The 21,733-nt window shown below is 64.0% G+C and carries 21 protein-coding genes; 11 read left to right on the forward strand and 10 right to left on the reverse strand.

Annotation, left to right across the window (positions count from 1 at the left end; all coding sequences use genetic code 11):
- Position 1 precedes the first annotated feature (1 nt).
- The 3 genes from GE253_RS20795 to GE253_RS20805 all read right to left on the reverse strand — a co-directional run bounded on the left by GE253_RS20795 (position 2) and on the right by GE253_RS20805 (position 2,210).
- Complete coding sequence (locus tag GE253_RS20795; RefSeq protein WP_348770919.1) at positions 2–991, reverse strand: zinc ABC transporter substrate-binding protein; 990 nt, start codon at positions 989–991, stop codon at positions 2–4.
- Positions 992–1,105: 114 nt separating this feature from the next.
- Complete coding sequence (locus GE253_RS20800; RefSeq protein WP_153206068.1) at positions 1,106–1,747, reverse strand: HAD-IB family hydrolase; 642 nt, start codon at positions 1,745–1,747, stop codon at positions 1,106–1,108.
- Between the two features lie 25 nt (positions 1,748–1,772).
- Positions 1,773–2,210, reverse strand: a complete 438-nt coding sequence (locus GE253_RS20805) for a hypothetical protein (protein ID WP_153206069.1) — start codon at positions 2,208–2,210, stop codon at positions 1,773–1,775.
- 84 nt (positions 2,211–2,294) lie between these two features.
- Here GE253_RS20805 and GE253_RS20810 point away from each other — a divergent pair, with 84 nt between their 5' ends.
- Complete coding sequence (locus tag GE253_RS20810; protein WP_153206070.1) at positions 2,295–3,239, forward strand: nucleoside hydrolase; 945 nt, start codon at positions 2,295–2,297, stop codon at positions 3,237–3,239.
- Between the two features lie 127 nt (positions 3,240–3,366).
- Here the strand turns inward: GE253_RS20810 and GE253_RS20815 are convergent, their stop codons facing one another.
- From GE253_RS20815 to dgcA, 3 genes are all read right to left on the reverse strand, one after another.
- The gene (locus GE253_RS20815; protein ID WP_153206071.1) at positions 3,367–4,521 is read right to left on the reverse strand and encodes a pentapeptide repeat-containing protein; all 1,155 of its coding nucleotides are present in this window, start codon (positions 4,519–4,521) and stop codon (positions 3,367–3,369) included.
- A gap of 155 nt (positions 4,522–4,676) precedes the next feature.
- Positions 4,677–5,810: a pentapeptide repeat-containing protein gene (locus GE253_RS20820; RefSeq protein ID WP_153206072.1), complete on the reverse strand. Its 1,134-nt coding sequence runs from the start codon at positions 5,808–5,810 to the stop codon at positions 4,677–4,679.
- A 119-nt stretch (positions 5,811–5,929) separates the two neighbouring features.
- Positions 5,930–6,940 (reverse strand): N-acetyl-D-Glu racemase DgcA, encoded by a 1,011-nt coding sequence (gene dgcA, locus GE253_RS20825; RefSeq protein ID WP_153206073.1) that lies wholly within the window; start codon positions 6,938–6,940, stop codon positions 5,930–5,932.
- Positions 6,941–7,129: 189 nt separating this feature from the next.
- Between dgcA and GE253_RS20830 the strand changes: the two genes are divergently transcribed.
- Entirely contained in the window at positions 7,130–7,966 is an 837-nt protein-coding gene (locus GE253_RS20830) for a hypothetical protein (protein ID WP_153206074.1), read from the forward strand.
- A 142-nt stretch (positions 7,967–8,108) separates the two neighbouring features.
- Here GE253_RS20830 and GE253_RS20835 read toward each other — a convergent pair whose 3' ends face one another.
- The gene (locus GE253_RS20835; RefSeq protein ID WP_153206075.1) at positions 8,109–9,467 is read right to left on the reverse strand and encodes a CRTAC1 family protein; all 1,359 of its coding nucleotides are present in this window, start codon (positions 9,465–9,467) and stop codon (positions 8,109–8,111) included.
- Positions 9,468–9,819: 352 nt separating this feature from the next.
- On the opposite strand from GE253_RS20835, the gene GE253_RS20840 reads away from it, so the two are divergent.
- The 6 genes from GE253_RS20840 to GE253_RS20865 all read left to right on the forward strand — a co-directional run bounded on the left by GE253_RS20840 (position 9,820) and on the right by GE253_RS20865 (position 16,357).
- On the forward strand, positions 9,820–11,619 hold the full coding sequence (locus GE253_RS20840) for a ribonucleoside-diphosphate reductase subunit alpha (RefSeq protein WP_247878792.1): 1,800 nt from the start codon (positions 9,820–9,822) through the stop codon (positions 11,617–11,619).
- Between the two features lie 190 nt (positions 11,620–11,809).
- The gene (locus GE253_RS20845; protein WP_153206077.1) at positions 11,810–12,226 is read left to right on the forward strand and encodes a hypothetical protein; all 417 of its coding nucleotides are present in this window, start codon (positions 11,810–11,812) and stop codon (positions 12,224–12,226) included.
- An 83-nt stretch (positions 12,227–12,309) separates the two neighbouring features.
- The gene (locus GE253_RS20850; protein WP_153206078.1) at positions 12,310–12,984 is read left to right on the forward strand and encodes a hypothetical protein; all 675 of its coding nucleotides are present in this window, start codon (positions 12,310–12,312) and stop codon (positions 12,982–12,984) included.
- Positions 12,985–13,126: 142 nt separating this feature from the next.
- Entirely contained in the window at positions 13,127–13,726 is a 600-nt protein-coding gene (locus tag GE253_RS20855) for an EF-hand domain-containing protein (protein WP_173012758.1), read from the forward strand.
- 146 nt (positions 13,727–13,872) lie between these two features.
- On the forward strand, positions 13,873–14,841 hold the full coding sequence (locus tag GE253_RS20860; RefSeq protein WP_153206080.1) for a ribonucleotide-diphosphate reductase subunit beta: 969 nt from the start codon (positions 13,873–13,875) through the stop codon (positions 14,839–14,841).
- Positions 14,842–15,085: 244 nt separating this feature from the next.
- Complete coding sequence (locus tag GE253_RS20865; protein ID WP_153206081.1) at positions 15,086–16,357, forward strand: hypothetical protein; 1,272 nt, start codon at positions 15,086–15,088, stop codon at positions 16,355–16,357.
- A gap of 26 nt (positions 16,358–16,383) precedes the next feature.
- Here GE253_RS20865 and metF read toward each other — a convergent pair whose 3' ends face one another.
- Complete coding sequence (gene metF / locus GE253_RS20870; RefSeq protein WP_153206082.1) at positions 16,384–17,304, reverse strand: methylenetetrahydrofolate reductase; 921 nt, start codon at positions 17,302–17,304, stop codon at positions 16,384–16,386.
- Positions 17,301–18,281 carry a metalloregulator ArsR/SmtB family transcription factor gene (locus GE253_RS20875; RefSeq protein ID WP_153206083.1) on the reverse strand — a complete coding sequence of 327 codons (981 nt, stop codon included), beginning with the start codon at positions 18,279–18,281 and terminating at the stop codon, positions 17,301–17,303. Before GE253_RS20875 ends, metF begins: the two co-directional genes overlap by 4 nt.
- Positions 18,282–18,471: 190 nt before the next feature.
- Here GE253_RS20875 and GE253_RS20880 point away from each other — a divergent pair, with 190 nt between their 5' ends.
- From GE253_RS20880 to GE253_RS20890, 3 genes are all read left to right on the forward strand, one after another.
- On the forward strand, positions 18,472–19,347 hold the full coding sequence (locus tag GE253_RS20880; protein WP_247878786.1) for a VacJ family lipoprotein: 876 nt from the start codon (positions 18,472–18,474) through the stop codon (positions 19,345–19,347).
- A 97-nt stretch (positions 19,348–19,444) separates the two neighbouring features.
- Complete coding sequence (locus tag GE253_RS20885; protein ID WP_247878787.1) at positions 19,445–20,113, forward strand: ABC transporter substrate-binding protein; 669 nt, start codon at positions 19,445–19,447, stop codon at positions 20,111–20,113.
- An 82-nt stretch (positions 20,114–20,195) separates the two neighbouring features.
- Positions 20,196–20,984, forward strand: a complete 789-nt coding sequence (locus GE253_RS20890) for a hypothetical protein (RefSeq protein WP_153206084.1) — start codon at positions 20,196–20,198, stop codon at positions 20,982–20,984.
- On the opposite strand, the gene GE253_RS20895 is transcribed toward GE253_RS20890, so the two are convergent.
- Positions 20,977–21,720, reverse strand: a complete 744-nt coding sequence (locus GE253_RS20895) for a transporter substrate-binding domain-containing protein (protein WP_153206085.1) — start codon at positions 21,718–21,720, stop codon at positions 20,977–20,979. The genes GE253_RS20890 and GE253_RS20895 overlap by 8 nt on opposite strands.
- Positions 21,721–21,733: the final 13 nt, after the last annotated feature.

Raw genomic sequence — 21,733 nt, forward strand, 5'->3', positions numbered from 1 at the left:
CTCACCGTTCCGGTTGTGCCAAGGCCAGCCGGCCCTGGAAGCCGCCTGCCGGCGGCGACCCGCCCAGGGCGCGGGCCATCAGCGTGACATTATGGTCGATCATGCCGATATAGGTGCCTTCATAGCTGCCGGCAGGCCCCATGGCATCGGAATAAAGCTGACCGCCAATGACCACCTTGTGCCCCTTGGCGGCCGCCCCCTGCACCAGGGCCTGGACATTGCGGTCCGAGACGCTGCTTTCCACGAATACCGCCGGGATTCTCCGTGATGCCAGCATGGTCACCACGGACTCGATGCGCTGCAGCCCGGCCTCTGACTCGGTGCTGATGCCCTGGATGCCCACCACCGTCAGCCCGTAGGCACGGCCGAGATAGGAGAAGGCGTCATGCGCCGTCACCAGCACCCGCCGTTCAGCGGGCACGGTGGCCAGCACATCGCGCGCATAGGCGTGCAGCCGATCATATTCTGCCGCCGCAAGGGCGGTACGGCTGCGATAGGTTTCGGTATTGGCAGGGTAGAGGCTGATCAGCTTGTCACGCACCCCTTCCAGCGCCCGTTTCCACAGCGACACATCCATCCAGACATGCGGATCGGGATGGCCCTCCGCCCCTTCCGGGTGCAGCAGCAGGCTGGCGGGCAATGCGCTGGCAGCGGGGTGGACGGGCTTGCCGCCCGCCGCCAGCTTGTCCAGCGTCTCCGTCATCTTGCCTTCCAGGAACAGCCCGCTTGGGAATACGGCATCGGCGCGCATCATCGCCACGGTGTCGCTGCGCGTCAGCTTATAGGAATGCGGGTCGATGCCTTCGCCCATCAGGCTGGAGATATCCGCCGTATCGCCCGCCACGGCGCGCAGCAATTCCGCCACTTGCCCCGTGGTGGCCAGCAGACCGGGCTTGCCGCCCGCCGCCCTTGCCGAGGTCGGCAACAGGCCGGCGGCCCCGGCAAGGGCCAGCAGATGGCGGCGAGACAGGGGGGCGCTGCGGCGGTTCACGGTCAGGCTTCGTCCTTGGAATGATTCCAGATTATCATATAAACCGCCCGTTGGCGGGTGCAAGCCGTGGTTTATAACAGTTCCATGGCTGAAACGGTCGCGGGATGCCTGCGGCTATTCGGCATCGTCGGTTCCGGGTTTCGGCTTTCCGCGCCTTCCCACCGTCGGCACGATGGTCGGATGTTGCATCAGCGCCAGGAAGGGCAGGTCGGAGGGGCGGTTGCCATAGCCATAGGTGGTGGTGAAGGGGCCGTCGCTTTCCAGCAATTCCGCCACCCGGCGGGCCTTTTCATCGCGCACGCAATTGCCGCCCTGCATATGGCCGGTCAGCACCCCATCGACCGATTCCATCTCCGTCGCCATCAGCCCATCCACCGGCAGATCGGCCAGCAGGCGCGGCATGTAGAGCGCCAGCGCCCCGGTGGCGACAATCACCCGGTGGCCCTTGTCGGCATGGCGGCGCAGGGCGTTCAGCGTCGGCGGGTGCCAGCGCAGCCAGCCGGCCAGATCGTCGGCGGCTTGCTGGGCCTTTTCCGCCGGCACGCCCTTCAGGGTGCGGGCCAGCAGGCCGGCCTTCACCTGGGTGCGGATATCCCCGCCTTTGCCCCGGCTGGCCCGCATCACGGCGGCGCGCAGCGACCGCACCATGGCAAAGCGCGCCTTGCGCTTGCCCACCACCCGTTCCAGGAAGGGCAGCAGGCTGTCGCCGGCAATCAGCGTGCCGTCGAAATCGAATATGGCGATGGCCTTGCTCATGATGCCTGGAACCTGTGAAGCGGATTCAAAGGGGCAGGCGGCGGCGGATCGCCGCCCCCACCCATGCCCCAACGATAACGCAGAGTGGTGACCACCAGACCGAATCCGGGGTCTCAAAAATTTCACCCATCACCCCGGTGAAGGCCAGCAGCGTCAGCACGCCCAGAAACACCGAACTGGCGGTTGATTCTGGGGTCGACAGGCGCAGCCGCAGCCGTTTCAGCGTCAGCCGCAGGCCGGCATGGGCCAGGAAGGCGGCCAGTGCGCTCATCAGGAACGGCACCAGCGCGCCATCCACCAGATCGGGCACACCATCCCCCCAGGCAACACTCATCAAGGCGCCGGCCTTCAGCATCAACAGCCAGACCAGCGCATAGAAGATGGCATAGAGCAGGACGCCATTGGCCAGATGGCTGAAAATACGCGCGAGCAGTGTCGCCTCCCCCCGGATAACCCGGCGCATCAAAGCCGGTTGGCGCTTTTCTCTCAAGCCCTTTCCGGGTAAAGGCTGGCATCTGTATCGTTCCTGCTGGAAGGACCAAGAATCATGGCGCGCGAAAAGATCATCATTGATACCGATCCCGGCCAGGATGATGCCGTGGCCATGCTGCTGGCCTTCGGCTCCCCGGAAGAGATTGAGGTGTTGGGCATCACCGCTGTGGCCGGCAATGCGCCGCTGCACCTGACAGAGGTGAATGCCCGCAAGATTTGCGAGCTGGCACGCCGCACCGATGTGAAGGTGTTTGCCGGCTGCGACCGCCCGCTGTTCCTGGACCTGCACACCGCCCCAGAAGTGCATGGGGAAACCGGGCTGGACGGCCCGCATCTGCCCATGCCCACCATGCCCTTGCAGGAACAGCACGCGGTGGATTTCATCATTGAAACGCTGCGCAGCCATGATGCCGGCACGGTGACCCTGTGCCCGGTGGGGCCGCTGACCAACATCGCCACCGCGCTGACCCGCGCGCCGGATATCGCGCCGCGCATCAAGCAGATTGTGCTGATGGGCGGCGCACAGACGGAGGGCGGCAACAGCAGCCCGGTGGCGGAATTCAATATTTTCGTTGATCCGCACGCGGCCGATATCGTCCTGCGCTGTGGCGCGCCCATCGTGATGTTCCCGCTGGATGTGACGCATCAGGTGCTGACCTCCCAGCGGCAGATGGCGCGGGTGAAGGCCATTCCCGGCCCGATCGGGCAGGTGACCTATGAGATGCTGGATTTCTATCGCCGCTATGATGAGGCGAAATACGGCACCGATGGCGGTCCGCTGCACGATCCCTGCACCATCGCCTGGCTGCTGAAGCCGGATCTGTTTACCGGCAAGCTGTGCAATGTGGCGGTGGAGACGGCCAGCCCGCTGACCATCGGCCAGACGGTGGTGGACAAATATATGAAGACCGGCCGCCCAGCCAATGTGCAGTACATGATGCAGGCCGATGCCGATGGCTTCTTCGACCTGCTGATCGAACGGTTGCTGCGGCTGGTCTGATACCAAGGGGCACGTGCCCGCGCAAGCCAAGCTGCCGGAGGCAGCGCCCGGCGATTGAGGGAAATTGGTCATATCAAGAGCCATGATCCATGGCTCTTGATATGATGACACCCCGACGGGATGGCGGTCAGTCTTCCGCCATCCCCTCAGGCAGCACGCAGTTGCGTACGCTGGCGCCCTTGAACAGGCCGTCGGGCACCGCTGTCTTGGTGAAATCCACCCATTCCACCGTGGCATCGCGCAGGCGCAGCGGCAGGCTGCCGCCGCCGCGCAGTTCCAGCGGAGTCAGGTCGGCGGCCTCCAGCAGCGCATGGCGCAGCGTCGCCCCCTCAAAGCCGGCACCGCGCAGATCGGCGCTGGACAGATCGGCATAAGGCAAGTTGGCGCCGTTGAAATCAGCGGCGGCCAGCTTGGCATGGGAGAGCAGGGCGCCCGACAGGTCGGCGCCCCGGAAGGAGATCGCAGACAGTTCGCGGCCGCGCAGATCAACGCCCTTCATCTTGCGGCCGGTGAAATCCGCCCGCGCGCCGCTGCGCCCGCCGCTATCCACCCATTCTTCATGCGCGGCCACCAGCCGGTCGATCTCCGCCAGATTGTTCAGATGTTCGGTAAAGGCCGACAGGCCCTGGAACATGCGCCGCGTCGCGTCATTGACCGTGAAGGTGGCATCCTTGATATCGGCATTGTAAAAATTGGCGCCATCCATATTGGCACCCAGCAGCACCACGCCTTGCAGGTCGGCCTCGCTGAAATCGGCCTTGGTGAGATTGGCATTGCGCAGATTGACCCCGCGCAGCTTCACCTTGCGCATCACCGCGTCCTCAAGCGAGGCTTCCTCCATATTGCAGAAGGATAGGTCGGTGACATATTCGCGGCTGATGACGTCGCGCTCCCCCTCGCTGTTGCGGCGATGCATGGTCAGGTTGCCCATGCGCATGTCGCTGCCATCCAGCTTGGCCTGGGCCAGATCGGTCTTGTAGAGCCTGGCCCCGCGCAGGTTGGCGCGGGTGAAGTCGCAATGTTTCAGGTTCGCGCCGATGAACAGGCTGTTGGAAAGATCAGCCTCCCGAAAACCGCACCCTTCCATATCGCATTGCGACAGGTTGCAGGCCAGCAGGATACTCTGGGAGAGATCAAAACCACGCAGCTTGGTGCGTTCCAGATTGGCCAGCCGCAATTCCAGCCGTTTCCCGTTGCGCTTTTTCAGGAAAAGCGAATGTTGGGCCAGCAGCAATGTCAGGTTTTGCTTGGAACGGGTGGATGATCCGGAAAGGTCGGTCATGATAGCGGTCAGTCAGCCAGCAGAGCATAAAAGCCAGCGCGCAAACTGAACTCGTATGTGTGCGGTGGCTGGTTAACGCTATCCTGCCGTCTTTTTATAAAAATACAAATAATTAACTTATTAATAGATTTTGGCGTCTTATCATTCACCTGTGGTCAGGCGTCCACCTCCGCGAAGCTGCATTCCCGCAGCACGGCACCGGCCATCTGCTCCGGCGTGATGTTGCACAGGCTGAAGCTGGTCCATTCCACGCTGGCCCCGGCAAAGCGGGTGGCCAGCTTGCCGCCGCCGCGCAAATCCAGATCGCCGAAATCGGCCGCATCTACATTGGTATGCAGCAGGCGGGCATTTTCCAGGCTGGCCCCGCGCAGATCGGCGCTGGCCAGTTCGGCATAGGCCAGGGTGGCGCCATTGAAATCGGCGGCGGCCAACCGTGCATGGGCCAGCTTCGCCCCCGTCAGGTCTGCCCCCCGGAAGGAGACGGCCGACAGTTCGCGGCCGCGCAGATCAACCCCGCGCAGGGCCTTGCCGGCAAAATCCGCCCGCTGGCCGGCGCGCCCGCCGGAATTCACCCATTCCTCATGCGAGGCGACGGTGCGGTCGGTCTCCCGCAGGTTGGAGAGATGTTCCTCAAAGGCGGGATTGCCGGAGAACAGGCGCCGGGTTTCATCATTCACCGTGAAGACGGCGTTCTTGATATTGGCCCCGGTAAAGATCGCCCGGTCCATCGTGGTGCCCAGCAGCACCACGCCCTGCAGATCAGCGCCCGAGAGATCAGCGCCAGCGAGATCGGCATTGCGCATGTTGACGCCGCGCAGCCGCACCTTATGCAGCACGGCATCGCGCAGCGTCGCCTCTTCCATGTTGCAGTAGGAGAGATCGGTGGTGAATTCCCGCTGCGTCGGCACCCCCCCGCTATTCAGGGTGATGGAGCCGATGCGCATGTCGCTGCCGGTCATATTGGCCTGCTGCAGGTCCGATTTATAGAACCGGGTACCGCGCAGGTCGGCGCGGGTGAAATCGCAATGGCGCAGATTGGCGCCGATGAACAGGCTGTTGGACAGGTTAGCTGCCTGGAAATGGCAGCCTTCCAGATCCGTATGTGACAGGTTGCAGGCCAGCAGCAGGCATTGGGACAGGTCGAAATTATGCAGCCGCATCCCGGAAAGGTTCTGCAGACGCATCTCCAGCCGCTTGCCGGCATGGCCGCGGGCGAACAATGTGTGCTGGGCCAGCATGACCTGCATGTCATGCGAAGGCAGGGAGTGGGCGCCGCGGGCGGTATTCATCAAGGTTTCTGTATCTGTTCTCTGCCGTGAATGCCGATCATGCCATACAATGAAGCCCCGGTAAGCCACCAAGCACACACCCAGCACCGACCAAAAGGATTATGTCCTTTGGCGGCACCTCAACCCCAGACGGCACTGATCGGCGGATAGGCCAGGGCCCCCTCGTAGCGCAGGCCCGGTTCCCGGTCGCGGGCCAGCAGCAGCGGCCCGTCCAGATCGACATAATCGGCGCCCTGGGCCAGCAGCAGGGCAGGGGCCATGGACAGGGACGTGGCCACCATGCAGCCGATCATGGTGCGCAGGCCCAGCACCTCCGCCCGTGCCTTCAGCATCAGCGCTTCGGTCAGCCCGCCGGTTTTGTCCAGCTTGATATTGATGACGTCATAGCGGCGGGCCAGTTCCTCCAGCCCGTCCAGCCCATGCGCGCTTTCGTCGGCGCCAATGGGCAAGGGGCGGTCGATATCGGCCAGGGCGGCATCCTGACCGGCGGGCAGGGGCTGTTCGATCATCTCCACCCCCAGATCGGCGAACTGTCGGGGCAGGCGGGCCAGATCGTCCAGGCTCCAGCCTTCATTGGCGTCCACGATCAGCCGCACGGTCGGGGTGGCGGCCCGCACGGCGGCCACGCGGGCCAGATCGGCCCCATCGCCGGCCAGTTTCAGTTTCAGCAGCGGCCTTGTGCCCGCCAGCGCGCGTGCGGCTTCCGCCATGGCCTCGGGCGTGTCGATGGACAGGGTGAAGGCGGTGGTCACCGGCAGCGGCTCCGCCAGCCCGGCCAGCCGCCAGGCCGGTTGGCCGGTTCGCTTGGCGGCCAGATCCCACAGTGCGCAATCCAGCGCATTGCGGGCGGCCCCTGGCGGCAGCGCCTGTTGCAGCGTGCCCCGATCCAGCCGCCCGGACGCAAGCGCAGGGGCCAGCGCCTGGATCGCGGCCATCACCCCTTCCACGCTTTCGCCATAGCGGGCATAGGGCACACATTCCCCCCGGCCGATGCTGCCATCATCGGCCGTCAATGTGGCCGTCACGACCCGCGCTTCGGTCTTGGCCCCCCGGGCGATGCGGAAACTGCCCCGGATGGGGAAGGCGGTGCTTTCCACCGCCAGGGTAAGGGAAGGGGCATTTTCTGTCATGGCCCGGCCGGTTTCTCGTCTGGCAAAAAAACTGGGCTGTTACCTTAAACCTGTTGCGGCGACTTTCCCACTTCTGCGGTGATGCGACAGTTTACAGCCGCGCTGTCATGGTGGTCGCGCGACGGGCTTCCCATATGATAGACCGTTTGCGCCCGACGCCGAAGGGCGGCCTGATGGAATGGGGAAAAGATGGATTTCCGCGTTGCCTGGCGTGAATCGCTGGCGGTCTACCTGCTGTTGCTGGCCGATCCCGGTCGTGTCATCCGTTTTGCCGGTGCGCCGGCCCTGGTGCTGACCGTGCTGGGCGTGGCCCAGATGACGGGGCTGCAGGGCAGTACCGGCAATCTGCTGCTGCTACTATCGCTACTGGGCACGATCTGGAGCGTGGGGGTGTGGACGGTGCGCTGGGCGCGCTTCCTGCTGCTGGGGGAAGATCAGGTCCAGTTCTGGGACATGCCGTTTGAGGGGCGTGTCTGGCGCACCGGCGGCATTGTGCTGGCCTTAATTCTGGGCTCTTTGCTGGCGGCCATCATTCCCGCCTCCCTGGTCATGGCGGTGCTGACCGGGCTGGTCGGCGGCTTGCCCAAGGGCGGGCCGGCGGTGGACGCCCCAGCCCTTGCCGCCATGCTGCCGGACTGGTTTCATCTGCTGGCGATTCTGGTCTGTCTGCTGATGATGCTGTGGCCGGTGGCGCGGCTGGCGCCCGGTATCGGGGCCGTGGTGCAGGACCAGCCGATGGCGCTGGGCGGCAGTTGGAAGGCCACCGCGCGGCTGGGCGGCCTGCCAGCCTGCCTGGCCCTGCTGCTGGTCAGCGTGCCTATGCAGATCCCCTCTTTCCTGCTGGTGCTGGGGTCGCTGGCCAGCAACAATGTGCTGCTGTTTCTGATCACTAATCTGGTGCTGGCCCTAACTCAGCCGTTGGTGGTGGCCGCCTCTGCCGTGCTCTGGGCCCGCATCTATGGTGTGGCCATCGGCCCCTATATCAAGCCGCGTCCCGTGCGCACGGATGATGGTGAGGCGGAGTGACACCAAGGGTCATGGGACATGACCCTTGGAGGCCGGCGACTGCCGGCCCGCGCCCCCATGGGTGCGTAAGCCAAGCTGCCGGAGGCAGCGCCCGGCATCTGAGGGAGCATGTAAAAACCAGGGTCAGTCCCACGACCCTGGTTCAGGGATGGCGGATAGTCAGCGTCTGGCAGCTTTGCGGCCGATCCAGACGCAGGCTGGTCCCGTCAGGCCAGATGATTTCCACCTGATCCACCTGATGGGTCGCCCCCAACCCGAAATGGGCCACCGGCTCCATCTGGCAGAGATAGCCTGAACCGGCGCAGATGGACCGCATCTGCTGTCGTCCGCCGGACCACAGCCGCACCAGCGCCCCCCGCGCCGGGGCGCCGGCCTGGGTCAGCGGCCGCACCCGTAGCCAATGATGGCCGCGCGGCTCCGCGATGAACAGGGACAGCGGCTGGGCCGCCTGTTCGCCATGGGCCACCAGCAGTTCCAACTGTCCGTCGCCATCCAGATCGGCGACGGCGGCCCCGGTGCCCAAACCCTGGGGCAAGGTGGCGTCGCCGGCATCCAGCAAGACCCAGCGCTGGTCCCGCCAGCCGAACAGCCGGTTAGGCTGGCCCAGATTGTTGAAGAAAATTTCCTCGTACCCATCATTATCGAAATCGGCGACGATGACGGTGCGGGTGCGCGATGTCTGCGCCATTTCCGGCGGGGCGACATCGGCGAATCCACCGCCGCCGCCTTGCTGGTACAGGCGGTGGCGACCTTGCCAATTGGCCAGCACCAGATCGAACCGCCCATCCTCCCCATCCAGCAGAGCCACACCGCGCGCTGCCTGGGCCGGATCGGCCAGCCCCAGCGCCTCCGCCATCTCCAGGAAATGCCCGCTGCCATCATTGCGGAACAGCAGGTTAGCCCCCGCTTCCATGCCGATGAAAATATCCGGCCGGCCGCCCAGCAGCGGTGCCGCCAGCAGGGAACGGCCGGCCCCCGGCCCATCCAACCCGCAATCATCGGCCATATCCTGCAGCCGCCCCCGCGCGCCCATCTCATAAAGCCGCAGCGGCCCGCCATGGTTGGCGACGATGAAGCCATAGCGCCCGCTGCCCATGCGGTCGATGACGCCGACACTGCGGCCGGCGAAACGGTTGGCAGCGGCGAAATTCTCCGGCAGGGCAAGCAGGTCGATCCAGCGCTGGCCGAAGCAGGCAAACAGCCGGTCGCTGACCTGCTTGGGCCCCGAATGGTTGTCATTATTGAGGATATACAGTTCTTCCCGCCCATCGCCATCCAGGTCGCCGCAGGCCAACCCCACGGCGCGGCGACCCTGATCGGCGATCAGCGGGTCGGTGATATCGACCAGCCGGTGGCCATCCCATTTCAGCAGACGATTCGGGCCGCCATAGCCGGCCACGATAATCTCATCCTGCCCATCGCCATCCAGATCGGCCACCGCCACACCATAATGCAGTGCCGGAACGTTGCCGGAAATCAGGTTGGAGCATTCGATGAACATCACCGTCCCCTGCCAGATGGACCCGTTGGGTATGCCCCTGTTGATACGCCCATTGGCGCGGCTGCGGCAAGCGACCCCTCCGGGTCAAGTGCGCAGTAACGCATGGCCGGACCGCATCAGCCAAAAGCCCTGGAACACCGCCAGTCAACCCTATTCTTGGGAGATAGGCCGGCAAAAAGCACTTGTGGTGGGGGCGGGATTTGGTACGATCCGACCCCTCAGCAAACAAGATATTGTGTCCACTGCAAGTTATCCACAGCGTCTGCACTGGGGAAAACGGGGATAGGTCATGCGCGACGGCGAAGTGAATGAATGGGTTCCGCAGGGTAGCGATGTGTTCGGTCAGGTGCAGATGGTGAAACATCCCGCCGTGGTCGTCGATCGCACCCGTGATGAACTGTTGACCGCCTTCGGCAAGGCCACGCTGAACGATCGCTATCTGATGCCGGGCGAATCCTATCAGGATTTGTTTGCCCGCGTTGCCAGCTATTATGCGGATGATCAGGCCCATGCCCAGCGCCTGTATGATTATATTTCCCGCCTCTGGTTCATGCCGGCCACGCCGGTGCTGTCCAATGGTGGCACCAGCCGTGGCCTGCCGATTTCCTGCTTCCTGAATGAGGCCAGCGACAGCCTGGAAGGCATTGTCGGCCTGTGGAACGAGAATGTCTGGCTGGCGGCCAAGGGCGGCGGCATCGGCTCCTATTGGGGCAATCTGCGCTCCATCGGCGAACAGGTGAAGGATAGCGGCAAGACCAGCGGCGTCATCCCCTTCATCCGGGTGATGGACAGCCTGACGCTGGCCATTTCCCAGGGCTCGCTCCGCCGGGGTTCGGCCGCCTGCTATCTGCCGATCACCCATCCGGAGGTGGAGGAATTCATCGAGATGCGCCGCCCCACCGGCGGCGACCCGAACCGCAAGGCGCTGAACCTGCATCATGGCATCGCCATCACCGACGCCTTCATGCGCGCGGTGGAGAATGATGAGGAATGGGGCCTGACCAGCCCGAAGGATGGCCGCATCCTGCGCCGGGTGAAGGCCCGCGACCTGTGGATCCGCATCCTGACGGCGCGGGTGGAGACGGGTGAACCGTACCTGCTGTTCATCGACCATGTGAACCGCGCCATCCCGCAGCATCACAAGCTGGCCGGGTTGAATGTGAAGATGTCCAACCTGTGCAGTGAGATCACGCTGCCGACGGGTCTGGACCCCTGGGGCAAGCAGCGCACCGCCGTCTGCTGCCTCTCCTCCGTGAACCTGGAATATTTCCTGGAATGGCAGGATCACCCGACCTTTATCGAGGATACGCTGCGCTTCCTGGACAATGTCATGACGGACTTCATCCAGAAGGCCCCGTCGGACATGGAACGCGCCAAATATTCCGCCATGCGCGAACGCTCCGTCGGGCTGGGCGTCATGGGCTTCCACAGCTTCCTGCAAAGCCAGATGATCCCGCTGGAAGGGGTGATGGCCAAGGTGTGGAACAAGCGCATGTTCGCGCTGATCAAGCGCCAGGCCGATGCCGCGTCGGTGAAGCTGGCGCATGAGCGGGGTCCGTGCCCGGATGCCGCCGAATATGGCATCATGGAACGCTTCTCCAACAAGATCGCCATTGCGCCGACGGCGTCCATCTCCATCATCACCGGCGGGGCGTCGCCGGGGATTGAGCCGAACGCCGCCAATGCCTTCACCCATAAGACCCTGTCGGGCAGCCATTCGGTGCGCAACCCGTACCTGGAAAAGCTGCTGGAGGAGAAGGGCCGCAATGATGAGGATACCTGGTCCGACATCACGCTGACCGGTGGCTCCGTCCAGCATCTGGACTTCCTGACCCAGGATGAGAAGGACGTGTTCAAGACGGCGTTCGAACTGGATCAGCGCTGGCTGATCGAACATGCCGCCGACCGCACGCCCTATGTCTGCCAGAGCCAGTCGCTGAATGTTTTCCTGCCGGCCGATGTGCATAAGCGCGACCTGCACCAGATCCATATGCTGGCCTGGAAGCGGGGCGTGAAGAGCCTCTACTATCTGCGCTCCCTGTCGGTGCAGCGGGCGGAAAGTAACATGACCAAGACCATCGGGGCCGACAAGCCGGTGCCCGTGGCCCCAGTGGAAGCAAACAAGTATGAGGAATGCCTCGCCTGCCAGTGAGTTATTCGGAAAAATCAAACCTGATTAAAGTTGAACCCCGCCGCTGTCTGACCAGCGGTGGGGTTTTTGTTTGGCCAGTGCTGCTGGGGCAAGATGATGCGGGCCAGCTAAGCGCGGGACTTAGCCCTCGCTAAGGTTGAGCGGGCGTTGTGCCCCAGGATTTGTCTAGGGTTTTTGCAGCCGCGACTATGTGGAAGCGCTGGAAGCCGCGGGGGAACGGATTGGCGATGTCGTCGCCCTGATCCAGGATGTGGCCGGCAAGGGCTTTGCCGTGGTGGCCAGCGAGGTCAAGCCACTGGCCAACCAAACCGCCCGCGCCACCGACGATATCCGCAGCCAGGTGGAGCGCTTGAACCGGGTCGTGGCCAGTGTCGCCAGTGCGGCCGAACAGCAGGCCGCCGCCACGGCTGAGATCGGCCGCAATGCCTCGGAAGCCGCCCGTGGCACGCAGGAGGTCTCCAGCACCATCCATCAGGTGCGAGAGGCAGCCGGCATCACGGCATCTGCGGCGGGGCAGGTTTTGGCTTCCGCCGGGGAGTTGGCGCATAAGACGGTGGATATGCGCCAGGGTATCAGCCGTTTCATCGATGGGGTGCGCGCTGCCTGATCCCGCCTTTCCACTGCCGAATGGCCCGACAGGCCAATGCCTCCGCCCCGTGAAAGGCGGGGGCATAGCCATGGAATGGAACGATGCGGCATCTCTGGTTCACCTGTTCGGCGCTGGCGCTTCTTCTGGTGCTGGCCGGCTGTTCATCGCGTCCCGATGCCCCCTCCGGCCATGGCGGCGGGTTTGCCGGGATGCGGGGCGGACGGGTGGCGGTCAGCCCGGCGGGCGAGCCGCTGGGCCTGCCCGCCCATGACGAGGCCGCCTATGTCGCCGCCGTCACCCAATGGTTCCAGGTGGCCGATCTGGACAAGGATGGCGCGCTGTCGCGGGCGGAGATGCAGGCGGATACGGCCCGCTTCTTCCAGGCCATGGACAAGGATGGCGACCATGCCATCAATACCCGCGAACTGGCGGAATATCGCCAGGCCCGGCTGGTGGCGCTGCGTCCGCCCCGGCCCGATGAAGGGGAAGGGGGCCGCCTGCCACGCCGGCAGGGGCCGCCGCCCGACCTGCCCCTGCTGGCCGGTGGTGTCGGCGGCGGCGATGTTGTCATGGCGGCCGATACCAACCTGGATTTCCGCGTCACGCTGGAGGAATTGACCCACAAGGCGCTGGAACGGCTGGCTGCCATGGATAGCGATCACGATGGTCGGGTCACCCTGGCGGAGGTGCAGACCTGGGCAGAACAAGCCTATGATGAGAAGCCCACCCGTGGGCGTAGCGGCGGTGGTCACCGCCGGTCTTCCGGCAGGATGTGACCAGAACCAGAACCGGAACGGCCTTTGTGCTTTCGGCTTTGCCTGTCATCCGTTAAGCCTTTGATCGCGGTGTGGCCGCTATAGCGGTTCTGTTCTGGTGTAAAGGCGGGGGTTTCTTGTGGCTGGTGTCTTATCACGGGCTTTGCTGTTGCTCCCCCTGGCGCTTTCCCTGACGGCTTGCGGTGGCGGCAGGGACAAGCTGCCCAACATCCGCTACGCGGCGGTCAGCCCGGCGGGTGAGTTGCTGGCCGCCCCCACCATGGATGCCGATGCCTATCGCGCCGCCATGCTGGGCTGGTTCGACCGGGCCGACGCCAACCATGATGGCCGGCTGGACGCAGCGGAGATGCGCGCCGATGCCGAACGCGCCTTTAAACTCTATGACCAGAATGGCGATGGCTTCGTCACCTCGGCGGAGATGACGGCCTATCGCGTCAATTCGCCCTATCGCACCACGCCGGTACAGGGCGGTGGGCGCATCCGCCCCGGCCGTCTCAATCTGACGGCGGATGAGGCGGATACGGCCAGCCGTGATTCGCAGGGGCGGCCGCAATATCGCATGGGCATTGATCCGGTGATGTCGGCCGATGCCAATGCCGATTTCCGGGTGACATTGGCGGAATTCCTGGCTCAGATGGCCATCCGCCTTGGCCAGATGGACCGCAATGGCGATGGCGTCGTCTCCCGCGAAGAGTTCCTGGCCTTCGCCGACGGCCCAATGCGGGCTTGGCGTGAAGAGTAAGGAAATCCGGGCATTCCTGGCCCTTTGCCGGCCCCCTTGCCGGGATGCCCCCTTTTCTCTACATCAATCCCCATCGAAGGCGCTTTCCTGATCCGGCTATTGTGTTAGGTTGGCGTCGTCACCACAAAATATAGCGTTGCACCGCCATGGCTTCTCCCTTGTTGACACCGAATCCGGTCTACAAGCCCTTCCGTTATCCCTGGGCCTATGAAGCCTGGCTGACCCAGCAGCGCCTGCATTGGCTGCCGGAAGAAGTGCCACTGGCCGATGATGTGAAGGATTGGCGCAACAATCTGACGGCGTCGGAACAGAACCTCGTCACCCAGATTTTCCGCTTCTTCACCCAGGCGGATGTCGAGGTGAATAACTGCTATATGCGCCATTACAGCCGCGTCTTCACGCCGACCGAGGTGTGCATGATGCTGGCCGCCTTCTCCTCCATGGAGACGGTGCATATCGCCGCCTACAGCCACCTGCTCGACACGATCGGGATGCCGGAAGCGGAATACTCGGCCTTCCTCCACTACAAGGAGATGAAGGACAAGTATGATTATATGCAGGAATTCAATGTCGACAGCCTGACCGACATTGCCAAGACCCTGGCCGTGTTCGGTGCCTTCACCGAAGGGCTGCAGCTGTTCGCCAGCTTCGCCATCCTGATGAATTTCCCCCGGCATAACAAGCTGAAGGGGATGGGCCAGATCGTCACCTGGTCGGTGCGCGATGAGACGCTGCACACCCAATCCATCATCCGCCTGTTCAAGACCTTCATCGCCGAAAATCCGGAGGTCTGGACCGAACAATTGCAGCAGGATCTGTACAAGGCCTGCCAGACGATTGTGGAGCATGAGGATGCCTTCATCGATCTGGCCTTTGAAATGGGGCCGATTGACGGGCTGACGGCAGAGGATGTGAAGCGCTATATCCGCTATATCGCCGACCGCCGGCTGGAACAGCTGGGGCTGAACAATGTCTACCATGTCGGCAAGAACCCGCTGCCCTGGATGGATGCCATCCTGAACGGGATTGAGCACACCAACTTCTTCGAAAATCGCGCCACCGAATATTCCCGTGCTGCCACCAAGGGCAGCTGGGAAGAGGCGTTTGCCGATTGATTAGACATTGGTGGCGGGTCTCGTCACCGGTCTTTGGATGTTGTTGAGGGTTGGCAAAGGGGCCGGTCGGCAGAGAGCTGACCGGCCCCTTTGTGCTTTGTCATGGTAGCGATGAACGCCGCCAGACTCTCCCGATAATGGCATTTTTCCCGCCCGGTTTTGCCGCCGTTCTGCCACAAGCCAATGGGATTAATACCAGCATAGAAGAACACGGGCGAAACCGCCCCAATAAGGATGCCCAATCATGCGAATGGCAGTGATCCCGCTTGGTGCCGTTCTGTTGCTGTCGGCTTGCGCGTCTGATCCATTCCTGGAAGAGGGCAGGCTGCGCAACCAGGAAATCAGTGAAAGGGTGGTGCGGCTGGCGGAGTTGCGGGCCATCTGCGCCGGCACGCCGCAGGTTCCGGGGCGGGCGCTGACCCCTGATGAGGCGCTGGAGCAGACGAGCAACATCCTGCGCCTGAAGTCGCTCGCCCCGGATATCTGGCCGCAGGTGCCCCTGTTCCACCCCCGTGTGGAGGCGATGCGGGTCGTCTGTGCTGGCGATCCGGCGCGCAATCTCCCCGGCCGCGCCATGAGCCCGGCTGAATGGCAGGAGGTTCTCGCCATTCTTTATCCGCCCAACCCGGAAGGCAGCTATACAACTGGTTCGGTCACCACCAAGCCGAGCTATGGGCGGGTGATCTGGGAAGAGGAATATTGGAGCGAGCCGGCCTGGCGCCGTGATCGCTATTGGGAATATGAGCGCGATCGCCGTTATCGTGACCGCTACTACGATGATCGTGACTATTATCGTCGGGATAAGGACAAACGCTGGCTGCCGCCCCCACGCGATGAACGGGCCGACCGGGAACGTGAGTTTCAGCGCCAGCGGGAGCAGTTTGAGGCGCAGCGGCGGGCCGAAGAGCGGGCGGCGGCTGAACGGGCGGCGCGGAGCCTGGGCGGCTCATCTAGCTCGTCCGTAATGGATGCGGTGCGGGAGCGTGAGGAGCGTGCCCGCCGTGATGCGGTCGAAGCCCGACGCCGCGTGGAGGAGGAGGGACGCCGTCAGGCCCAACAGCAGGAAGCGCGAGAGCGCGAGGACCGTGCTCGGCGTGATGCGGATGAGGCCCGCCGCCGCGTGGAAGAGGGGCGCCGTCAAGCTCAACAGCAGGAAGCGCGGGAGCGTGAAGACCGTGCCCGGCGTGATGCGGATGAGGCCCGCCGCCGCGTGGAGGAGGAGGGGCGCCGTCAAGCTCAACAGCAGGAAGCGCGGGATCGTGAGGACCGCGCCCGCCGGGAGGCCGATGAGGCCCGCCGCCGTGCAGAGGAGGAAGGCCGTCGTCAGGCCCAGCAGGAGGCCCGTGAACGGGAAGAGCGTGCCCGCCGTGATGCTGATGAAGCCCGTCAGCGGGCAGAAGAAGACCGCCGCCGTGCTGCCCAGCAGGAGGCACAGGAACAGGCACGCCGGCAGGCCGAGGAAGCCCGCCGGTCCTTGGTGGACGGTCCCAATGCTCCCCGGGTTCGGCCAGACTGATCCCTGGCCGATACCCCGCCGTCAGCTCAGCCGCGGGCCCGTACGCCCAGCATGTGACAGATCGCAACCGTCAAATCGGCCCGGTTCATGGTGTAGAAGTGGAACTGCTTCACACCATGCCGTGCCAGATAACGGCATTGTTCAATGGCCACGGTGGCGGCGACGAGGTGACGGGTTTCCGGTGCCTCGTCCAGCCCTTCAAACAGATCGCGCATCCAGCCGGGGATGGCGGTATTGCACTTCTCCCCCATCTCCACCGCCTTCTTGAAATTCAGGATCGGCAGGATGCCGGGCACCATCGGCACGTCGATGCCGGCGGCGGCCGTCTTGTCACGGAAGCGCAGGAAGGCGTCGGCATCGAAGAAGAACTGGCTGATGGCCCGGTTGGCCCCGGCATCCACCTTGCGCTTCAGATTGTCCAGATCCACCTGGGCGCTGGGTGCCTCCGGATGCACTTCCGGGAAGCAGGCAACGGAAATGTCGAAATCGCCGATGCGCTTCAACCCGGCCACCAGATCGGCGGCATAGGCATAGCCGCCCGGATGCGGTTCATAGCCGCGCCCGCCCAGGCCGCCGGTGCCATCGGCCCGCGGCGGCGGATCGCCGCGCAGGGCCACGATATGGCGGATGCCGGCATCCCAATAGGCGCGCGCGATCTCGTCAATCTCTTCCTTGGTCGCCGCCACACAGGTCAGGTGGGCGGCGGCGGGAATGCCGGTCTGGTCCTGAATGGCCGTCACCGTGGCATGGGTGCGTTCGCGGGTGGAACCGCCCGCGCCATAGGTAACGGACATGAAGGCCGGTTTCAGCGGGGCCAGTCGGTGGATGGCCGCCCAGAGATTTTCATGCATCTTCTCCGTCTTGGGCGGGAAGAATTCGAAACTGACCGTCAGGTCGCCGGGGGCTGTGATCAGGGGGGCCGAAAGATCGGTGGCGGGCAGGCTCATGACGCGGCTCCAGACAGGGCGGCTTGGCGGTTGGACAAAGAAGGGGTTTCAGCCCGGCGCACGGCGCGCCAGATGCAGACAGTCAGCGGATCGCCCGGCAATTGGGTGACGGGTGCGGGGTCCAGCCCCGCCCGTTTCAGCCAGCCGCGCATTTCCGCATCGGTGAAGCCCAGACGGCGGTGGGCATGATCGGTACGCAGGGATTCCTGTTCATGCCGGTCGAAATCCACCACCAGCATGGTGCCGGCGGGGCGCAGCAGGCGTGCCGCCTCTGCCAGGGCCTCGGCCGGGGTTTCGGCGAAATGCAGCACCTGATGGAAGATCACCGCATCCTGGCTCTGGCCCGGCAGGGCCAGCTGGTACATATCGCCCAGCCGCACCTGGCAATGGCGCAGCCCGGCCTTTTCCAGGTTCACCCGCGCCACCGCCAGCATTTCGCGCGAACTGTCGATGCCCAGCCCATGGCTGATGCGGGGCCCGAACAGTTCCAGCATCCGGCCGGTGCCGGTGCCGACATCCAGCAGATCATGCACGCCCTCAGCCGGCAGCAGCGACAGCAGCGCCTGCTCCACCTCCCGTTCCGGGACATGCAGGCTGCGAATCTGGTGCCAGCGGGCGGCATTCTCACTGAAATAAAGCTGGGCGGCGGCGCGGCGGCTTTCCTTGATCGTCTCCAGCCGCTCCAGATCCAGCGACAGGCCAGCATCATCCGCAGGGATGGCATCGACCAGGGTCCGGGCCAGTTCCGCCACATTGCCGCGCTCCGCCAGCCGGTAATAGGCCCAGATGCCTTCGCGGAACCGTTCCAGCAACCCCGCCTCGCAGAGCAATTTCAGATGGCGGGAAACACGCGGCTGGCTCTGCCCCAGAATCTGGGTAAGCTCAGTCACGGACAATTCGCCATGGGCGCACAGGGACAGCATCCGCAGCCTTGTCGGCTCCGCCGCTGCCTTCAGCGCATTCAACAGGAAATCCATGGCACCTGACCTTTCATTCTCTGCATCAATATATAAAGATATCTTTATGCGATGTAAATGGCTGCCGTGCATCCATCCAGTAGATGGGGCGACGATCCGATCGCTGTGCAAAAGCGTTAAGGGCTGATCCGCCCCTCTTGCCGGGGCGCCCTGATGGGAGATGGCGAAGCCGATGCAGCAAACGAAGCCGATGATCAGTCGTGCCCGGGGCTGGCTGGCCCTGCCTTTCCTTGCCCTCGCCATGACCGCCTGTGGCACCGGTACCGACCGGGCGAACCATCCCGGCATGGCTGGTAATTTTTATGCCGGCCCCGGCGGTACAATGCCCGTGGGCGGTGACCCGGCGACCACGGCCCTTCAGGGCAATGCGCCGGGGCAGGGGGCCACACCCCGGCCGGCATCGGATAATGATCCACTGGAAGGTTTCAACCGGGCCGTCTTCTGGTTCAATGACGGGGTGGATACGGTGCTGATCCGCCCGCTTGCCGTGGCCTATAAGGCGGTGGTGCCGGCACCGGCCCGCACCGGCGTGCGTAATGTCATGCGCAACCTGCGCAGCCCGCTGGACTTCGCCAACCAGCTTTTGCAGGGCGATGTCGGTGGTGCCGGCACCGTGCTGGGGCGTTTTGTGATCAACACCACCGTTGGTTTGGGTGGCTTGATCGACGTCGCGGCGGAGAATGGGCTGAACTATGAATATGAAAGCCTGGACCAGACATTGGCGGTCTGGGGCGTACCGGAAGGGCCTTATCTGGTCTTGCCGCTGCTGGGGCCGTCTTCCGTGCGTGACGCTGTGGGCCTGACCGGGGAGGCCTATGCCGACCCGGTGACGAACTGGGCACAGAACACAGACCGCGACTGGATCATCTATACCCGTGCCGGGCTGGTCGGGCTCGACACGCGCGCCGAGCTTTTGGAACCTTTGGATGATCTGAAACGTAATAGTCTCGATTACTATGCCGCAATGCGTTCGCTTTATCGCCAGCGGCGTAATGGTCTGATCCGCGATGGCGCCCCAGATCCGTCCCAATTGCCAGCTATACCGGACTATGGGGATGCCAAATGACGGGAACCGGCCTATCAGCATTCCCCGTGACGTCCATCACTGTTTGCCTTGCGGTAAAGAACGATGTTGACGCCAGAAACAAGGACTGAACCCCGTGATGACCATGACCAATAATCGCCGTTCGCTTCTCTCTGGTGCCGCTTTCATGCTGATGGCCGGCTTTGGTGCCGCGATCATGCCTGTTGTGGCGACACAGCCGGCGCAGGCCCAGGCGGACCAGGGGGCGAAGGCAGCCGCCGATTTCGTGCAGTCGCTGGGTGACAAGGCCATCGCCACGCTGGCGGATTCCAAAGTCTCCAAGGAACAGACAAAGGAGATCTTCCGCCAGCTGCTGAATGATAATTTCGATGTCGCCACCATCGGCCGCTTCGTGCTGGGCCGGTACTGGAACACCGCGACGGAGCCGCAGCGCAAGGAATATATGGACCTGTTCGAGCGGATGATCGTGGAGGTCTATGCCGAGCGTTTCAGCCAATATGCCGGTGAAAGCTTCAAGGTCAGCGGTGCCCAGCCGGCCGGCCAGCGTGACGCGGTGGTGGTCAGCCAGGTGCTGCGTCCCAATGGTCCACCGGTCAATGTGGCTTGGCGCGTGCGTGCCAAGGATGGCGGCTACAAGATCGTCGATGTGGTGGTGGAGAATGTCTCCATGAGCCAGACGCAGCGTTCGGAATTCGCCTCCGTGATTGAGAATAATGGCGGCAAGTTCGACGCCCTGCTGGAGGCGCTGCGCCAGCGCATCAGCCATCCTGCGACAGCCACCCCTTAAGCCCTTGGGGCGCGTCTCCCCGTTTTTCGTGGCCCGCCGGCATCTGTCCGGCGGGCCATTTCCATGTCCGGTGGATGGTCCCATGCTGCGTGAATGGCTGATCAGCCTCAGAACCCGCTGTCCCAAGGGGCTGGTGGCGCTGGGCTATCGTTACGCGGCGGTGGCCTGCCTCAGCCGGGCGGAACGCTGTGCCGCCGCCTGGGCCCCGCATCAGCGCCGGACCCGCGCGGCCATCATCAGTGCCATGGCCGATGTGCCGCCGGATCGGGATACGGCTCTGATTTTGGGCGCTGGCCCCTGCCTGGATCTGCCCATGGCGGAGTTGTTGGCCCGCTTCGCCCGGCTGTTGCTGGTGGATGTGGCCCATCCGCCGCCAGCCCGCCGTCTGGCGGCGCGCCATGCGGGGATCGAACTGGTGACGCAGGAACTGACGGGCATGGCTGACGTCTGGAAAGCGGCAGAGGGGGGCACAAAGGCGGCGCCCCCGATCACCGCCTTTTGGGATGATCCGCGTATCGGCCTTGTCGTGTCCGCCAATCTGGTCTCGCAATTGCCGCTGGTGCCCTTGCGCCAGACCTTGCGCCACCGGCCGGAAACCAATTCGGTGGCCCTGGGCCGGGCCATTGTGGAAGCCCATCTGGCGCATCTGCGCGGTTTTGCCTGCCCCACCCTGCTGATTGGCGACATAGCGCGCCATGTGCTGAATGATCAGGGCGTGGTGGTGGAGGTGGAAGACCCGCTGTTCGGTGCCAGCCTGCCCGCCGGTTCTGAATGGGACTGGACCGTGGCCCCGGTGGGGGAAATTGCCGACCGCTGGTCAATCATCAACCGGGTGCGGGCGGTCCGGTTGGACGGAAGACGCTTCAGTTGATGGTCGGATCGTCCGACAGGGTCGGATAGCGGGCAAGGATCGCCGCATAGGTGCCATCGGCCCTGATCCGCTGCAGCCCCTCATTGAAGCGGGCAGCCTGGGCCGGGTCGCGGAAACCGGCACTGTAGGGGCTGGGGGCGAACAGCCGGTGTTCTGTCACCGGTGTCGGCCCGAGATGGTGGCGCAGGATGCGGGAATCGGCGATCAGCACATCATAGCGCTGATAAAGCAGGCCCGCCGCCTGCAGCGCCTGCTTGGGTTCCTCCCGGTAAAAGGGACAGCCGGCGACGGCGGCAGCGAATTCCGGTCCCAGGGTCTGGGTGGCACGCTGGAAGGCCAACACCCGGTAACGGCCAAGATCGCTGACCCGCTCCAGCTTTATCCGTCGCTCCCGCAGGCTCATCGCCACATTATGATAGGTCAGATAGCTGTCAGTGAGGGTGACGCCCTCTGGTGGCGGGCCGACCACTGGGGCGAATGCCTCAACCGCCTTGCCATCGGCGGCCATGGCCAGCCGGGCGTTGGAGCCGAGATAGGGCAGCAGTTCCATGCCCGCCGCCTGCATGGCGGCCTGGACGATGTCATATTCCAGTCCGGACAGGCGACCATCGGGCTGCATCAACACCATCGGTGCCGCTTCCCGCAGGCCGAACCGTACAACTTCCCCCCGCACATCGGCGGGAAGACCGGGCAGCACTAGAATAAGCATCAGGACCAATGGCCAGAAGCGGGCCATGCACTTGCCTTTC

Origin of the sequence: Niveispirillum sp. SYP-B3756 (assembly GCF_009495745.1) — a bacterium.
GTDB lineage: Bacteria > Pseudomonadota > Alphaproteobacteria > Azospirillales > Azospirillaceae > Niveispirillum.